The sequence below is a fragment of the Lentzea sp. NBRC 102530 genome (assembly GCF_030269365.1).
GTDB lineage: Bacteria > Actinomycetota > Actinomycetes > Mycobacteriales > Pseudonocardiaceae > Lentzea.
In genome coordinates this window covers 112,218-127,638 of record NZ_BSTF01000014.1, presented here as the reverse complement: position 1 = coordinate 127,638, position 15,421 = coordinate 112,218, and the positions used below count along the sequence as shown (strand labels likewise).

Here is a 15,421-nt window from a genome sequence, read left to right as displayed (position 1 = left end):
CTGTTCACCGTAGTCACTCGTTCTGGTGATCGAAAGATCGGATTTCGCCCGTGTGGGGGACCTCCTGCCGCCGTGTGAGTGGGCGGAACCGGTCCCGCAGCCGGTCCCGTTAGGGTTCTGGCGTGGGAAAGCTCGTAGTGATCGAAGGCCTCGACGGTGCCGGGAAGCGCACTCTCGCCGGCGGACTGACCGAGGCGCTGGCCGCACAGGGCAGGACCGTGGCGAGCCACGCGTTCCCGCGCTACGGCATCAGCGTGCACGCTGACCTGGTCCGCGACGGTCTCTACGGCCGCCTCGGCGACCTCAGTGACTCCGTGTACGGGATGGCCGTGCTCTACGCGCTCGACCGCAGGGGAGCGGCCGACGAGATCCGCAAGGACCTCGAGGAGCACGACGTCGTGCTGCTCGACCGGTACGTGGCGTCGAGCGCCGCGTACAGCGCCGCGCGGCTGCACCAGGACGAGCACGGCGAGTTCGTGCGGTGGGTGCACGAGCTGGAGATCGAACGCTTCGGGCTGCCCGTGCCCGATCTGCACCTGCTGCTGCGCGTGCCCGTGGAGGTCGCGGCCGAGCGGGCGGCCAAGCGCGAGCAGGACGACGATTCGCGGGCCCGTGACATTTACGAATCCGATGGCTCGCTCCAGGCGCGGTGCGGGGTCGTTTACGACGGATTGGCGAACATCGGCTGGCTGGCCCCGTGGCAAGTGGTCGACGGGCGGTCAAACGTGAACTTTCATTCGCTTCTGGGACCACTCTTCACTCCTTGAGTGGTCGCTCACGTGCGCACCGATTGACACGATCGAGTGTCCGGTTAGTCACTGTGAGTGTATAGGAGATCGCAATTTGAAGCGTGTTCTGCAGCGTCCCCCGGTCGGTGTCGCCCGGACGGCGGTGCTGATCGCTGCCGCCCGCGCCAATGAGCAAAGTCGTCTCCGCCGCCTCTTCGACGACCCCCTGGCCGCAGGACTCGTGGAGGCCGCCGGCTCCGCGAGCGACCTGAACGGCGTCAAGAACCTCGCGGGCGATCACTTCGTCCTGCGCACCCGCTACTTCGACGATCAACTCCTCGGGAGCGCCCAGCCCCAGGTGGTGATCATGGCGGCGGGGCTCGACACAAGAGCGTTCCGGCTGCAATGGCCACCGGGCACAACACTCTTCGAACTCGATCTGCCCGAACTGATCGAGTTCAAGGAGGACGCCCTGCACGACCTGCGCGCCGAACCGGCGTGCGACCGCGTGGTGGTCCCGTGCGACCTGCGCGAGGACTGGCCGACAGCGCTCATCCGCGCGGGGTTCGACCCGAAGAGGCCCACGGCGTGGTTGCTGGAGGGCCTCTTCATGTTCCTGCCCCCGGACGCGGGCGAGCAGGTCCTGCACTGGGTGACCGCGCTGTCGGCGAAGGGCAGCACGCTCGCGCTCGAACACGTCAACCGCGCGTTCCGCGAGCTGCCGCAGATGAAGGCCGTGCACCGGCGGTTCGACCGGCTCGACGCCCGCTGGCAGTCCGACGTGGAGGACCCGGTCGGGTGGCTCGAGGGCCACGGCTGGGACGCCGAGGTGACCCACCAGGTCGATCTCGCCGCGCGGCACGAGCGCGCGGTGCCGGCGATCACCGATCCGCGGAAGGTGGGTGACGCGCGCATCTGGCTGGCCGCCGGCGTCCGCACGGGGTGAGCACACCCGGTAACGAAAGGTGATCCTCGCGCGCTTACTCCGGCGACGAACAGGTCAAACGGGGTGAGGTGGGGGACGTGGAACGACAGTTCCGGCCGGTGACCGAACGAGCGCACACCGCCACCAGCGGCAACGGAACGTGGGCGGTGCGCGAACATCCGACCGGCAGTGCGACGATGTTGGGCATGAAGGCACGCGTGCTCGTCGTCGATGACGACCCCGCCCTGGCGGAGATGCTGACGATCGTGTTGCGCGGGGAGGGCTTCGACACCGCGGTGGTCGCCGACGGTGCCCGTGCCCTGCCCGCGCTGCGCGAGCTCAAGCCCGACCTCGTGCTGCTCGACCTGATGCTGCCCGGCATGAACGGCATCGACGTCTGCAAGGCGATCAGGTCCGAGTCGGGCGTGCCGATCGTGATGCTCACCGCGAAGAGCGACACGGTCGACGTGGTGCTGGGCCTCGAGTCCGGTGCGGACGACTACGTCGTCAAGCCGTTCAAGCCCAAGGAGCTGGTGGCCCGCATCCGGGCGCGCCTGCGCCGCACCGAGGCCGAGCCGTCCGAGGTCCTGCAGATCGGCGACCTGACGATCGACGTCCCCGGCCACGAGGTGCTGCGCGAGGGCAGGCCGATCCAGCTCACGCCGCTGGAGTTCGACCTCCTCGTCGCGCTGGCCCGCAAGCCGCGCCAGGTGTTCACCCGCGAGGTGCTGCTCGAGCAGGTGTGGGGTTACCGCCACGCCGCCGACACGCGCCTGGTGAACGTCCACGTGCAGCGGCTGCGTTCCAAGGTCGAACGGGACCCGGAGCACCCCGAGGTGGTGTTGACTGTTCGCGGTGTCGGGTACAAGGCCGGCCCTCCGTGACAGGTGGCGTATGAAGTTCGTACGGCCGGTCGCCGCGAAAGCGCGGTTCCTCGTCGAGGAAGCGCGCAAGCGGTGGGCCGCGTTTGGTGACCTCTGGCGTCGTTCGCTCCAGCTGCGCGTCGTCGTGTCCACGCTCGCGCTCTCGTCGGCCGTGGTGTTCGTGCTGGGCATGGTGCTGCAGATGCAGATCACCAACCAGCTGCTGAGCACCAAGGAAGAGGCGGCGGTGCGCCAGGCCACGGCCTCGCGCGCGCTGATCCAGTCCGACCTGGTCGGCCTGAACCCCGGTCCGGACAGCGTGCAGACGCGGTTCACCAGCGCGATCAACAAGCTCGCCGTGGGCGGCGCCGGCACGGACGCCACGACGGCGGGCGCCGGTGCGTTCGAACCCGTGCTGGCGGACGGGCAGAGCTCGGCCGGTGGTGGCCGCGTGCCGTCCGTCGGCAAGCTCGACGACGTGCCGCGCGGGCTGCGCGAGATGGTCGAGGACGGCGGCTCCGGCACCCAGATCCACACGGTGGTGCGCGACAACCAGCCGACGACGTTGTTCGTCGTGGGCCTGCCGATCAGCACGTACGCGCGCTCCATGCAGCTGTACCTGATCTTCCCGCTGACCGCCGAGCAGCGCACGGCCGAGGTCGTGCAGTCGACGCTGGCGGTCGGCGGCATCGTCCTGCTCGTGCTGCTGGCGTTGATCGCGAACCTCGTGACGCGCCAGGTCGTCCGGCCCGTCCGGCAGGCCGCCGAGGTCGCGGAGAGGTTCGCGGACGGCACGCTGCACGAACGGATGCACGTCGTCGGCGAGGACGACGTGGCAAGACTCGCCGAGTCGTTCAACGAGATGGCCGAGTCGATCCAGGCCCAGTTCAAGCAGCTGGAGGAGTTCGGCCAGCTGCAACGCCGGTTCACCTCGGACGTTTCGCACGAACTGCGCACGCCGTTGACGACGGTCCGCATGGCCGCGGACGTCCTGCACGCCTCGCGCGAACAGTTCCCCGCCGGCCTCGCCCGGTCCACCGAGCTGCTGGTCGACGAGCTCGACCGGTTCGAGTCGTTGCTCGGCGACCTGCTGGAGATCTCGCGCCTGGACGCCGGTGTCGAGGAACTCACCGCCGACCAGGTCGACATCCGCGTGCTCGCGCGCCGCGCGCACGACTCGGTGCGCGCGATCTCGACCTCGGCCAACTCCCCGGTGGTGCTGGACCTGCCGGACTCCGAGCTCGTCGCCGAACTCGATTCCCGCCGCGTCGAACGGATCCTGCGCAACCTGCTCGCCAACGCCATCGACCACGGCGAGGGCCAGCCCGTCGAACTCACCATGCGCGGCAACGACGACGCCGTCGCCATCACCGTGCGGGACCACGGCGTCGGCCTGCGCCAGGGCGAGGCGGAACTGGTGTTCAGCCGCTTCTGGCGCGCCGACCCGTCGCGCAACCGCCGCACCGGCGGCACCGGCCTCGGCCTCTCGATCTCGCTCGAGGACGCCCGCCTGCACGGCGGCTGGCTGGAGGCGTGGGGCGAACCCGGCCACGGCGCCGTGTTCCGCCTGACGCTGCCCCGCCGCCACGGCGAGGAACTCCGTGAGAGCCCGCTGCCGCTGGCCCCCGCCCTCGAACTCGCGCCCGTCGCCGTCGTCGAGGAACCGCTCCCCGACCAGGAGCCGGGCGAGATCGAGCTGCGTCCCGAGGAGATCACCTGGCAGCCCGCCGAGCCCGTCGACGGCACCCCGGCGGCGAAGGCGGACGAGGTTTCGGAGGAAGTGCGGTGAAGCGCCTTTCGTTGCTGTTGCTCGTGCTCGTGACGCTCACCGGGTGCGCCGCGATCCCCACGAACACCCAGCCGAAGCCGATCGGCTCGAAGGACAACAAGTCGTCCAACATGCCGGCCGCCCCGGAACCGCTGCCGAACATCGACCCACTGACGCTCGTGCGCCAGTTCCTCGAGGCCACGGCGAACCCGGACGGCGAGTACGCGGCGGCCCGCGCGTTCCTGACGCCCGAGGCGAACAAGAACTGGGACACCAAGAACCCGACCATCATCGAGACCGGCTTCTCCACCGTCCCGACCTCGGCGGCGGCGTTGGACAAGACGCAGAACGTCATCCTGCAGGGCAAGTACGTCGGTCGCCTGGGCAGCGACAACGCCTTCACCTCGTTGCTCGGCGACTACCAGAAGGTCGTGAAGGTAGAGCGCAACAGCGAGAACCAGTGGCGCATCTCCGAACCACCCGCCGGCGTGGTCATGCCGCAGAACGTCTTCAACAGCACGTACCGCCGCGTGACGCTCTACTTCTACAACCCGGAGTTCACCGTCCTGGTGCCGGATCCGCGCTACGTCGTGATCCCACCGGCCACGAGCATCCCGACGCGCGTCACCGAACTCCTGCTCGCGGGCCCGGGTGACACCACGCGCGACACCCTCGTCAGCGCCCTGGGACCGGACACCGACAAGTTCTCCGACACCAAGGAATCCGACGACGGAGCCCTGGAGGTCAACCTCACCAACGTCGGCAAGGACCTGACCCCGGAGAAGCGCAAGCAGATCGTGGCGCAGGTCGTGAAGTCGTACTCGGGCGTCACCTCCTCACGGGTGCGAGTCCTGGTCGACGGCCAGCAGATCCTTCCGGACCAGCGTGACTACCGCCCGTCCGACGTCGCGGGCACGGCGGGCGACGCACTGCTCTCGTTGAACTCGAACCTCCAGGGCATGCTCGTCTCGGACGGCACCGTCCGTTCCCTGACCGACAACATCCCGATCAAGGGCCCGGCAGGCTCCGGCGCCTACAACGCCGTCTCCGCCGCCCAGTCCCTCGACGGCTCCCGCCTGGCCGTGGTCTCCCGGGCAGGCAGCTCGATGCGCCTGCGCGTGGGAGAACTCGAACAGGACCTGTCCGAAGTGGACCTGAGCGCCACCACCCTGACCCGCCCGACCTGGCAGCTGTCGAGCGGCCCCAAGGAACCGGGCACCGAGGTCTGGACCGCGGTCAACGGCAACTCGGTGGCCCGCGTCACCCGAGCCGACAACGGCAGCTGGACGGCCAAGGCGGTCAACATCACCGACCTCCAGCCGTTCGGCTCGATCAGCGAGATGCGCCTGTCCCGCGACGGCACCAGAGCGGCCCTGGTGATCGCCGGCAAGCTCTACATCGCCTCGGTGGTCCGCAACGCCCAGGACGTCGCCCTGCGCGTGCCACGCCAACTCCAGCCGACCGTCCTGGGCTCCGCGGTCCAGTCCATCGACTGGCTCTCCCAGGACGTCCTGGCGGTCTCCACCAACCTCCCTTCGTGGCCGGTCAGCAAGGTCTACACGGACGGCTACAAGATGGACCGCTACAGCCAGTCCAACCTGACCGTCCCGGTGGGTTCGGTGGCGGCCGCGGCGGCGCGCCAGGTGCAGGTGGTCGACCCTTCGGGCCTGTGGTCGGCCTCGGACATCACGGACGTGTGGAAGTCGAGCGCCATCCGCGTACCGCCGGGCACCCTGGTCTTCTACCCGGGCTGACCGCACTGCTGCGGGCGGCCGGCACGCCACGGGACGCGCGCGGGTCTGCTGACGGGCGTTGGGCCGGTGCGGTCGGGCTGACGCGGGCCTCGCCTGCCGGGCTGCGCTGAAGATGCCTGGCACGTGGCGGCAGCACCGGGTGCGCTGCCAGCCTTGCGACACCGACACCGACACCGACACCGACACCGACACCGACACCGACACCGACACCGCTGCCGGTGTCGTGTGACACCGGCCTGGCCACCAGGCGTCCCTGAGCGGTCCCTACTCGCCGGGCCCAGGCGGCCGAGCCGACGTCAGCACCAGCACCGCGTTCGCACGCACGCCGGCCTGCCTCAGCGCCCGCACACAGGCCGAAGCCGTCGCCCCGGTGGTGACCACGTCGTCCAGCAGCACCGTGGTCCCAGCCGCGCCACCAGACCTCGGCCCGGCTCTCGGCGGCGCCAAGATCCCCGGCGGCCCAGGCCCTCGCGTGCCCGCCACCTCTCGCGTGCCTGCCGCCTCTCGCGTGCCCGCTGCCCCGAACGTGCCCGCTGCCCCGAACGTGCCCGCTGCCCCGGACATGCCCACCGAGCCGGCGGTCCCGAAGTCCCCCGCCACCCCGAAAGCCTCCGCCGCCCCGTGCACCTCCACCCGCCCCTCCAGGTTCCGCCGCCGCGCCCCCGGCCCCAGCCCCACCGAGTCCGCCACCCCGGCCGCCAGCCGCAGCACCGGCGCCACCGCGGCCACCTCCACCTCGCGGGCGATCCGCAGCACGTGGTCGCCCCCGCGGTCCCGCGCGGCGCTGCGGCGTGAGGGCGCCGGCACGAGAGTCCAAGGTGGAGGTCCGATCGAGAGCAGCGCGGCCGCCACCAGGGCGCCGAACCAGGCCGCCAGGGCGTGGGCGCCGCGTTCCTTGAAGGCGAGCACCAGTTCGCGGGGCGCGCCGCTGTACGGCGCGAGTGTCCACACAGGCGGCGCCACACCCGGTACCCGGAGGCGGCGTGGTGGGCCGAAGGCGTCGAGGCACTTGGCGCAGCAGGGAGTTCCGGCGCGGCCGCAGCCGCTGCAGTGGGCGGGGACGAGGAGGTCGAGTGCTGTCATTGACCCAGGATGGCGGCGAGGTCTGACAGAAAAATCGGGGCCGGGCCGCGGACGGGGTCTTTCGGCACCGCCCACAAGGGTGAAGTTCAGGTGACGTTGTCGATCTCCGGGAGGCGGCGCGCCACGAGAAATCCCCTGCTCGGCAAGAGTTCTGTGACGATGCCCCAAGATCCGGTGACTCGTTTCGCCCCGTTTGTCCCAGCGACTGTTGAGCCGGTGTTTCGGAACCGATCAGTCCGCACGCCTGGACAGTCGATCAAGCGTGCCCGGCCGCCCCGCCCGGCCACGTGCACCACCCGCTCAACGCCGTCTCACAAGGGCCTCAAGTTAACGATTATTCACGTATGGAGCTGACCAGCGGTTATTCATTGAATGGCCCCTTCGTGTCGGGCCGGCGGTGATCGACACCCTTGTCCGTGATTGGGCGAAATCCGCCGTTCAGCCGGGCGTGACAGGGCCGTGATCGGGCATCCGCGCTGCCTGAAGGCGCCAGAAGAAGTGCGTCAGGCGTGCCGGAAGTGGTTCGGAATCGATCTCTTCCAGGTTTCGGGAACATGACGCACGGGTCGCCCGTTGGCTGGGTATGAGGGCGCAACGGGAGCCGTTCGACGCAGTGGGACTGCCGTCGAGTGTCGCCACGATCGTGCGCCGTTCGGGTGAGCGAGGTGCTGTGGGGTTTGGTTCGGAGCACGCTCGGGAAGTGAGCGACGACAGGCTGTCGTCGCGCTGCGTAGTCACCGAAAAATCTCGTCGTTCCCCCGGCAAGGGGGCTTACGCGACGGTGAATCCCAAGCTAACGTGCACCGCTATCAGCGTTCCCGGCCCGCGGGGAGGAGGCGAACAGCCCATGACCCTGGCGCCGTGAGAGCTGCGAGGGGACAACCCTCAGCGACACATCCGCGATCCAAGATCGCCACGGCGCTTTTAAAGCAGTCCAGCCATAGCTCGCAGCAAAGCGAGGGAGGTCGTGTATGGACATCGTCGTTAAGGGCCGCAACGTCGAGGTGCCCGATCACTACAGGGTTCACGTCGCCGAAAAGCTGGCCCGGCTTGAGCGCTACGACCGCAAGGTCATCCGCTTCGACGTGGAACTTTTCCACGAACCGAACCGCCGCCAGTCGAAGAACTGCCAGCGGGTCGAAATCACCGGCAAGGGACGTGGACCCGTGGTCCGTTCCGAAGCCTGCGCGGGTGACTTCTACGCCGCGCTCGATTCTGCGGTCGCGAAGCTCGAGAACCGTCTGCGTCGGTCGCACGACCGCAGGCGCGTCCACCACGGGGCCCGCGCCCCGATCTCGGTGGCCGAAGCGACAAGCGGACTCGGTGACGTGTCCGCAGGCGAAGCAATGACGTCGCGCCGCGCCAAGACCGCGGTGCTCGACGCACCCGAGGCCGACTACGAGGGCATGGCGGAAGTGCCCGCGCAGCGTTGGGACGACGGCCTCGAAGACAAGTTGCCCGGACGCGTCGTACGCGAAAAGGAGCACGCCGCCAAACCGATGACCGTCGACCAGGCCCTCTACGAGATGGAACTGGTCGGACACGACTTCTACCTGTTCGCCGACACCGAATGCGGGCGCCCGAGTGTCGTCTACCGCCGGAAGGGATTCGACTACGGCGTGATCAGGCTGGCCTGACCCGCACGGACCCTCGTTCCTTCGACCGCCGCCGCCCCGCACCCCTCGCGTGCGGGGCGGCGGCGTGCGTCTGCGCAGCGCCACGGCCGGACCCCGGGGTGTGCCGTCTACCGCCACCCGGCCCCTTTTGACGTCCTGAAGTTCACCGTCAAGGTGAAATCCGCCGGACCAGGAACCTTTACGCGGTCCTCATGCGTTCTCCACAGCAGTAGCCGAGGTGGGGGCACCGGCGACAGGTGGGTTCGGGAAGATCCCGGAAACAGCACCTGACCTGCGGATTCCAGGTCGGGCGTGGCAATCCGCCTGTGTCCGTGCACACATCTTGGCGACTTGCCTACGATGGGCAGGGGAAAGGCGTCCGACGAGGGCGCGCCGCGATACAGGTGATGAGGTCTATCCAGATGGTGCTGTCCCGACTGCTCCGCTCCGGCGAGGGCAAGATGCTCAAGCGCCTCCGCAACATCGCACAGCACATCAACCACCTGGAAGACGAGGTGGTGGACCTCTCCGACGCCGAGTTGCGCGGCAAGACCGAGGAGTTCAAGAAGCGTTACGCCGAGGGCGAGACGCTCGACGAACTGCTCCCCGAGGCGTTCGCCGTGGCCCGCGAGGCCGCGAAGCGCACCCTGGGCCAGCGGCCCTACGACGTGCAGATGATGGGTGGAGCGGCGCTCCACCTGGGCCAGATCTCCGAGATGCGCACCGGTGAGGGCAAGACGCTGACCTCGGTCATGCCGGTCTACCTCAACGCGCTCGCCGGCAAGGGCGTCCACGTCATCACCACGAACGACTACCTGGCCAAGCGCGACGCGGACTGGATGGGCCGCGTGCACCGCTTCCTGGGTCTGTCCGTCGGCGCGATCCTTTCCGAGATGACGCCGGAGCAGCGCCGCGCGTCCTACAACTCGGACGTCACCTACGGCACGAACAACGAGTTCGGCTTCGACTACCTGCGCGACAACATGGCGTGGAGCCTGGACGAGTGCGTGCAGCGCGGCCACTACTTCGCGATCGTCGACGAGGTCGACTCGATCCTCATCGACGAGGCCCGCACCCCGCTGATCATCTCCGGTCCGGCCGAGCAGTCCGCTCGCTGGTACACGGAGTTCGCGCGCCTCGCCCCGCGCATGCGCGGCATCGACGTCACCCAGCTCTCCCAGAAGGACCGCATCGAGGTCATCGAGGAGAAGTCGAAGTCGTACCACTACCAGTACGACGAGAAGAAGCGCACGGTCGCCGTCACCGAGCTCGGTGTGGAGTTCATCGAGGACCAGCTCGGCATCGACAACCTGTACGAGGCGGCCAACACGCCGTTGGTGGGCTACCTGAACAACGCCCTCAAGGCGAAGGAGCTCTACAACCGCGACAAGGACTACATCCTCCGCAACGGCGAAGTGATGATCGTCGACGAGTTCACGGGTCGTGTGCTCTCCGGTCGTCGCTACAACGAGGGCATGCACCAGGCCATCGAGGCCAAGGAGGGTGTGGAGATCAAGGCGGAGAACCAGACCCTCGCCACGATCACCCTGCAGAACTACTTCCGTCTCTACGAGAAGCTCGGCGGCATGACCGGTACCGCCGAGACCGAGGCGGCCGAGTTCCACCAGACCTACAAGCTGGGCGTCGTCCCGATCCCGACGAACCGCCCGCCGCAGCGCACCGACCAGCCCGACCTCGTCTACAAGACGGAGGAGGCGAAGTTCGAGGCCGTCGCCGAGGACATCGCCGAGAAGCACGAGAAGGGCCAGCCGGTCCTGATCGGCACGACGAGCGTCGAGCGCTCCGAGTACCTGTCGAAGCTGTTGGTGCGCAAGGGAATCCCGCACGAGGTCCTGAACGCGAAGCACCACGACCGCGAGGCGTTGATCATCGCGAAGGCGGGCCGCAAGGGCGCCGTCACCGTCGCGACGAACATGGCCGGCCGCGGTACCGACATCGTGCTGGGCGGCAACCCGGACATCATCGCCGACCACGAGCTCCGCGACCGAGGCCTCGACCCGGTCACCACGCCGGAGGAGTACGAGACCGAGTGGGCGAAGGTCGTCGAGGAACTGACGACCCTCGGCAAGGCCGAGGCCGACGAGGTGCGGGAGGCCGGCGGTCTCTACGTCCTCGGCACCGAGCGCCACGAGTCGCGCCGCATCGACAACCAGCTCCGCGGCCGCACCGGCCGTCAGGGCGACCCGGGCGAGTCGCGCTTCTACCTCTCGTTGCAGGACGAGCTGATGCGCCGCTTCAACGCCGCCATGGTCGAGATGGTCATGAACCGCCTCAACGTGCCGGACGACCAGCCGATCGAGCACAAGATGGTCACCCGCGCCATCCGCAGCGCGCAGACCCAGGTCGAACAGCAGAACTTCGAGATCCGCAAGAACGTCCTCAAGTACGACGAGGTCATGAACCGCCAGCGCACGGTCATCTACGCCGAGCGCCACCGCGTCCTCGCGGGCGAGGACCTGCGGGAGCAGGTCGAGCACATGATCGAGTCCGTCGTGGAGGACTACGTCCACGGCGCCACGGCCGACGGCTACGCCGAGGACTGGGACTTCGAGAAGCTCTGGACCGCGCTCAAGACCCTCTACCCGGTCTCGATCAACGCGGACGAGCTCCTCGAGTCCGATGAGGACGTCACGCGCGAGTTCCTCCGCGACGCCCTCGTCAAGGACGCCATGGACGCCTACCGCGCTCGCGAGGCCGACATCGACAGCCGGGTCGGCGAAGGCGCCACCCGTGAACTGGAACGCCGGGTCCTCCTCTCGGTGCTCGACCGCAAGTGGCGCGAGCACCTGTACGAGATGGACTACTTGAAGGAGGGCATCGGCCTGCGCGCCATGGCGCAGCGCGATCCCCTCATCGAGTACCAGCGCGAGGGCTTCGAGATGTTCAACGCGATGCTCGACGCGCTCCGCGAGGAAACGGTCGGCTTCCTCTTCAACCTCCAGGTCGAAGCGGCAGAGCCCGAGCAGCCCGCGGAACCCGAGGTGCCGGTGACCCTCGCCGCCACCCCGCAGGCGCTCCCGCAGGTCTCGGGCAACGGCGGCGGAGGCGGCGCCCGCGCCAGGGCGAGGGCCGCGGCAGCAGCCCAGCAGCAGGCCCAGCAGCAGGCGCAGGCCCCCGCGGGCCCGGCCATGGCCCAGCTGGCCAGCGGCAACGCCATCCCACCCGCCCTGCGCGGCAAGGGCCTCGGCGGCCCCGGCCAGCAGAACCTGAGCTACAGCGGCCCGGCGGAAGACGGCGGTGTCGAGGAGCACGGCGAGTCGGGCGGCGCCCAGGGCCAGCAGGGCGGCACCCGCAAGGAGCGCCGCGAGGCGGCCCGCCAGGCGGCCAAGAACCAGCGCAAGAGCCGCTAGGCAGCCGCCAGCACCACCGCACGACCACCGAGTGGGCCGCGTTCCTCAGGGACGCGGCCCACTGGGCTTTCCGGGGCAAGAAGCCTGCGGGGAGACACGCCCGGGAAGGCGCCGCGAAGGGTGTTGTGTGGTGTGGTGCGTGCGGTAGCCAAGAGCCAGGTGGCCGGTGGCTTGAGGGAAACGACACCGCAGGCGAGGCCGACAGAGCACGAGCATCGCGACGGCGCAGCCGAGCCGACCGTCTTGGCTGAACCGTCAAGCCGGTATCCGTGACGTGCCAACGAAACCCAGCCCCAATCCCTGTCGACGCACCAGCGGCGATGCCGAAACCAAAGCTCGTCAAGGTCTGCCCGGCCACGCTGGAACGCAAGGCCAAACCTCACTCCAGCACCGAGAACGCGGTGAACCACCACCGCCCGCCCCGGAACTCCACCCGAGCCGCAACGGCCAGAAACCGTCCCTCCCGCCGCACGGTCACCGAGATCTCCCCGACCAGCCGAGCGGGGTGACAAACCCGGGGCGGCCGAACCATCCGCGTGGAGGAAGCTCGAACCGCGGCGCCCAACCGAGCAGCCAGAGAGGGCACGCAGACCTCCCGCAACAACCGGACCACCCGCCGCCCGTCCAACACCTCCAACACGACGCCGACCAACCGCCTGGCGTCCAAAGCAGGCGAAGGCGGGACGGGCAGGGGCACCCAAACAGGCCGGGGCCGGGGTGGTGGCACGAACGGCGAGCCACCGACGGGCGGCTCGTAGGGCGCGAGACGACGAATGCCGGGACGGCGAATACCTGGGGGCATGCCGAACCAGGCGAACGAGTCGCCACATCAGGACCCGGAACACCCGAAAGTGGGTACCGTCCGAAGTGTGCTCAAAGCTCTGGTGCTCGACTACGGCGGCGTCCTCACCGATCCCGGCGAGGACAACCCCGCGGAACCTCCGCTCCTCACCGCCCTCAGGAAGGCCAGGCAGCAAGGCCTGAAGACGGCCCTGCTGTCCAACGCGGACGGCTGGTGGCAGCCGCCGGCACAACTCACCGCCGTCCTGGACGTCACGGTCCTCTCGGGCGAGGTGGGCCTGGCCAAGCCGGACGTCGAGATCTACGAACTGACAGCGCGCAAGCTCGACCTCGCACCCAGCCAGTGCGTGTTCGTCGACGACCTGGCCGTCAACATCAGAGGGGCCGCCGAGGCCGGCATGGTCGGCGTCCACCATCGGTCGACACGGTCCACCCTCGAGGAGTTGGAAATCCTGCTAGCGATCGCACTCCGCGATTGAGGGTTCACCCTGCGGCGTCATTGCCCCTTAAAACGGCAACGGCTAGCGTCTTTTTGGTCAGCCGGTCGGATTGCATAGGGGAGAAAATGCGAAGAATTGTCGCTTGTGTTGCAGTCGCCATTGCAGCCACGGCAATTGCATCACCCGCGCAGGCGCAGGAACGCGGTTGCTTCGAGGATTACCTGCGGGACGGGCGCACCGTCGAGGTCTACTGCGACGACGGGCGGCCCGGGCGGTTCAGGGCCGTCGCGCACTGCACGAACGGGCTGGGGGTCTGGGACCAGTACGGGACGATCGGCCGGGTCAGGGGCGAGCCGTCGGTGGCCGCGTGCACGTCGTTGCTCGGGTACCCGCGGGTGAACGGGTACCACGTCGACTGGATCTGACGGGCGTCACAAACCCCGGCGGACCAGTTCGAAGCAGAGCACGGCTGCCGCTGAGGCCACGTTCAGGGATTCCACGCCCGCCGCCATCGGAATCGTCAGTCGTGCCGTGATGTGCTGGGCCACGTCATCGCTGATTCCGGATGTTTCGCCGCCGAGCACGAAAGCGACGCGACCGTCGAAAGACGCGGAATAAATCGTGTCGGACGCGTGGGAATCCAGCGCGAACAACCCGAAACCGGAAGCCCGCAACAAAGCCGAGGCCTCCGCCGAGGTGCCGCAGCGCAGCACGGGCGCTCGGAAAGCCACTCCGGCGGAGGCCTTGACCACGAGCGGGTCAATCGAGGCGACGCCGCGGCGGGGGACGACGATGCCGTCGATGCCCGCGGCGGTCGCGGTGCGCAGGATCATGCCGACGTTCGCGGGCGTGGTGATGCCGTCCAGCACCAGCACGGAACGCAACGAACCCTCTTCCAACGCCAGGGCCAGCGGCTTCATCCGGGGTGCGACCACGTCGGCCAGCACGCCCTGGTCCTGCTTGCCGTTGCCCGCCAGCACCTTCACCCGCTGCGCGGTGGCGCGCTGCACGGCGACACCACGTGACCGGGCCGCGTCGAGGATCTCGCGGGCGGCGGGGCCGCGGGCCGTGTCGGCGAGCACCACCTTGTCCACCGACAACGCCGGGTCGTCCAGCGCTTCCAGCACTGGCTTGCGGCCGTAGACGGTGACGAAGCGGTCCTTGGGCGAGATCTCCACCAGAAGAGGGTGACAGAGGCACCCATGCCGGGCTCAAACGGGTGAAGAGCCGCACTAGAGCCGTTCGGCCCTTGTGTTTCGGATCATATCGATGATGATCGTCACATGACGGCAGGTATGCGCAGCGTCGCGCAACGTCAACATCTCGCGAGCGGTCAGGACTCGGACGTGTTCATCCGGTCCGACGGCTTGCTGGTCAAGCGCACCCGCACCGGTCGTGACCTGCGGCGCGAGGCCGAGATGATGACGTACCTGAGCGGTCACGGCATCCCCGTCCCGCGCGTGCACGAGGCCTCCGAGCAGGAACTCGTCATGCAGTACGTGCCCGGCCCGCGGATGTCGGAGGAGATCGGCCGCAAGCCGTGGCTCGCCGGCAGCCTCGGCGCCGACCTCGCCGACCTGCACCACCGCCTCGACGTCATCGCGGCGCCCGACTTCCTGGACGGCGAGGGCGACCTGCTGCACCTCGACCTGCACCCCGGCAACGTCGTGCTCGGGCCGGAGGGGCCGGTGGTCCTGGACTGGGCGAGCGCCACGAAGGGTGACCGCAGGCTCGACGTCGCGCTCAGCTGGGTCTCGCTCACCGTCGCCCACCTCGCGCCGGTCATGAAGATGACGCGCTGGCGGTTCCTGAGGTCGTTCATGGCCAACGTGGACCCGAAGGCGAAGGACGCGATCCCGGAGGCCGCGCGCATCCGGCTGCAGCGTCACGACCGCGATCCGCGCGAACGCGCCGTGCTGCAGAAGTTGATGGACCGCGAACGCCACTAGTGGCGTGGATCGGGACGTTGCCGGTGTATTCGTGGTCAGACGGGTGTGTCGTGGTGCCGCCCCCACGTCGTCGTACTGGTTGTCCGGGGGCGTGGGGGCGGTGCCGCGACGCGCCCTGCTGGG

General features: G+C 68.9%; 13 protein-coding genes. 10 read left to right on the top strand and 3 right to left on the bottom strand.

Annotation, left to right across the window (positions count from 1 at the left end; translation table 11 throughout):
• Positions 1–122 precede the first annotated feature (122 nt).
• From QSK25_RS32455 to QSK25_RS32435, 5 genes are all read left to right on the top strand, one after another.
• On the top strand, positions 123–767 hold the full coding sequence (locus tag QSK25_RS32455; protein ID WP_285643953.1) for a dTMP kinase: 645 nt from the start codon (positions 123–125) through the stop codon (positions 765–767).
• Between the two features lie 76 nt (positions 768–843).
• Positions 844–1,674 carry an SAM-dependent methyltransferase gene (locus tag QSK25_RS32450; protein ID WP_285643952.1) on the top strand — a complete coding sequence of 277 codons (831 nt, stop codon included), beginning with the start codon at positions 844–846 and terminating at the stop codon, positions 1,672–1,674.
• 185 nt (positions 1,675–1,859) lie between these two features.
• The gene (gene mtrA, locus QSK25_RS32445) at positions 1,860–2,537 is read left to right on the top strand and encodes an MtrAB system response regulator MtrA (protein WP_030471262.1); all 678 of its coding nucleotides are present in this window, start codon (positions 1,860–1,862) and stop codon (positions 2,535–2,537) included.
• A gap of 10 nt (positions 2,538–2,547) precedes the next feature.
• Entirely contained in the window at positions 2,548–4,305 is a 1,758-nt protein-coding gene (gene mtrB / locus QSK25_RS32440) for an MtrAB system histidine kinase MtrB (RefSeq protein ID WP_285643951.1), read from the top strand.
• On the top strand, positions 4,302–6,038 hold the full coding sequence (locus tag QSK25_RS32435; protein ID WP_285643949.1) for an LpqB family beta-propeller domain-containing protein: 1,737 nt from the start codon (positions 4,302–4,304) through the stop codon (positions 6,036–6,038). The genes mtrB and QSK25_RS32435 overlap by 4 nt, the downstream gene beginning before the upstream one ends.
• A 264-nt stretch (positions 6,039–6,302) precedes the next feature.
• Here QSK25_RS32435 and QSK25_RS32430 read toward each other — a convergent pair whose 3' ends face one another.
• On the bottom strand, positions 6,303–7,121 hold the full coding sequence (locus QSK25_RS32430; RefSeq protein ID WP_285643948.1) for a ComF family protein: 819 nt from the start codon (positions 7,119–7,121) through the stop codon (positions 6,303–6,305).
• A gap of 971 nt (positions 7,122–8,092) precedes the next feature.
• Between QSK25_RS32430 and hpf the strand changes: the two genes are divergently transcribed.
• Together hpf and secA are read left to right on the top strand one after the other, a co-directional pair.
• Positions 8,093–8,758, top strand: a complete 666-nt coding sequence (gene hpf, locus QSK25_RS32425; RefSeq protein ID WP_285643947.1) for a ribosome hibernation-promoting factor, HPF/YfiA family — start codon at positions 8,093–8,095, stop codon at positions 8,756–8,758.
• Between the two features lie 401 nt (positions 8,759–9,159).
• Positions 9,160–12,108, top strand: a complete 2,949-nt coding sequence (secA, locus tag QSK25_RS32420) for a preprotein translocase subunit SecA (protein WP_285643945.1) — start codon at positions 9,160–9,162, stop codon at positions 12,106–12,108.
• A gap of 379 nt (positions 12,109–12,487) precedes the next feature.
• On the opposite strand, the gene QSK25_RS32415 is transcribed toward secA, so the two are convergent.
• Positions 12,488–12,910 (bottom strand): Rv3235 family protein, encoded by a 423-nt coding sequence (locus QSK25_RS32415; RefSeq protein WP_285643944.1) that lies wholly within the window; start codon positions 12,908–12,910, stop codon positions 12,488–12,490.
• A 67-nt stretch (positions 12,911–12,977) separates the two neighbouring features.
• Between QSK25_RS32415 and QSK25_RS32410 the strand changes: the two genes are divergently transcribed.
• Both QSK25_RS32410 and QSK25_RS32405 read left to right on the top strand, forming a co-directional pair.
• Entirely contained in the window at positions 12,978–13,388 is a 411-nt protein-coding gene (locus QSK25_RS32410; RefSeq protein WP_285643943.1) for an HAD-IA family hydrolase, read from the top strand.
• Between the two features lie 86 nt (positions 13,389–13,474).
• The gene (locus QSK25_RS32405) at positions 13,475–13,774 is read left to right on the top strand and encodes a hypothetical protein (protein WP_285643941.1); all 300 of its coding nucleotides are present in this window, start codon (positions 13,475–13,477) and stop codon (positions 13,772–13,774) included.
• A gap of 6 nt (positions 13,775–13,780) precedes the next feature.
• Here QSK25_RS32405 and QSK25_RS32400 read toward each other — a convergent pair whose 3' ends face one another.
• Entirely contained in the window at positions 13,781–14,527 is a 747-nt protein-coding gene (locus tag QSK25_RS32400) for a TrmH family RNA methyltransferase (protein ID WP_285643939.1), read from the bottom strand.
• Positions 14,528–14,632: 105 nt separating this feature from the next.
• Between QSK25_RS32400 and QSK25_RS32395 the strand changes: the two genes are divergently transcribed.
• Complete coding sequence (locus tag QSK25_RS32395; protein WP_285643938.1) at positions 14,633–15,298, top strand: phosphotransferase; 666 nt, start codon at positions 14,633–14,635, stop codon at positions 15,296–15,298.
• The last annotated feature ends 123 nt before the right edge of the window (positions 15,299–15,421 follow it).

Excerpts from the sequence above, each read along its gene's own strand:
- mtrA (WP_030471262.1), top strand. The coding sequence starts at position 1,860 with ATGAAGGCACGCGTGCTCGTCGTCGATGACGACCCCGCCCTGGCGGAG.
- mtrB (WP_285643951.1), top strand. The coding sequence starts at position 2,548 with ATGAAGTTCGTACGGCCGGTCGCCGCGAAAGCGCGGTTCCTCGTCGAG.
- QSK25_RS32430 (WP_285643948.1), bottom strand. The coding sequence starts at position 7,121 with ATGACAGCACTCGACCTCCTCGTCCCCGCCCACTGCAGCGGCTGCGGC.
- hpf (WP_285643947.1), top strand. The coding sequence starts at position 8,093 with ATGGACATCGTCGTTAAGGGCCGCAACGTCGAGGTGCCCGATCACTAC.
- secA (WP_285643945.1), top strand. The coding sequence starts at position 9,160 with ATGGTGCTGTCCCGACTGCTCCGCTCCGGCGAGGGCAAGATGCTCAAG.
- QSK25_RS32415 (WP_285643944.1), bottom strand. The coding sequence starts at position 12,910 with ATGCCCCCAGGTATTCGCCGTCCCGGCATTCGTCGTCTCGCGCCCTAC.
- QSK25_RS32405 (WP_285643941.1), top strand. The coding sequence starts at position 13,475 with ATGCGAAGAATTGTCGCTTGTGTTGCAGTCGCCATTGCAGCCACGGCA.
- QSK25_RS32395 (WP_285643938.1), top strand. The coding sequence starts at position 14,633 with ATGACGGCAGGTATGCGCAGCGTCGCGCAACGTCAACATCTCGCGAGC.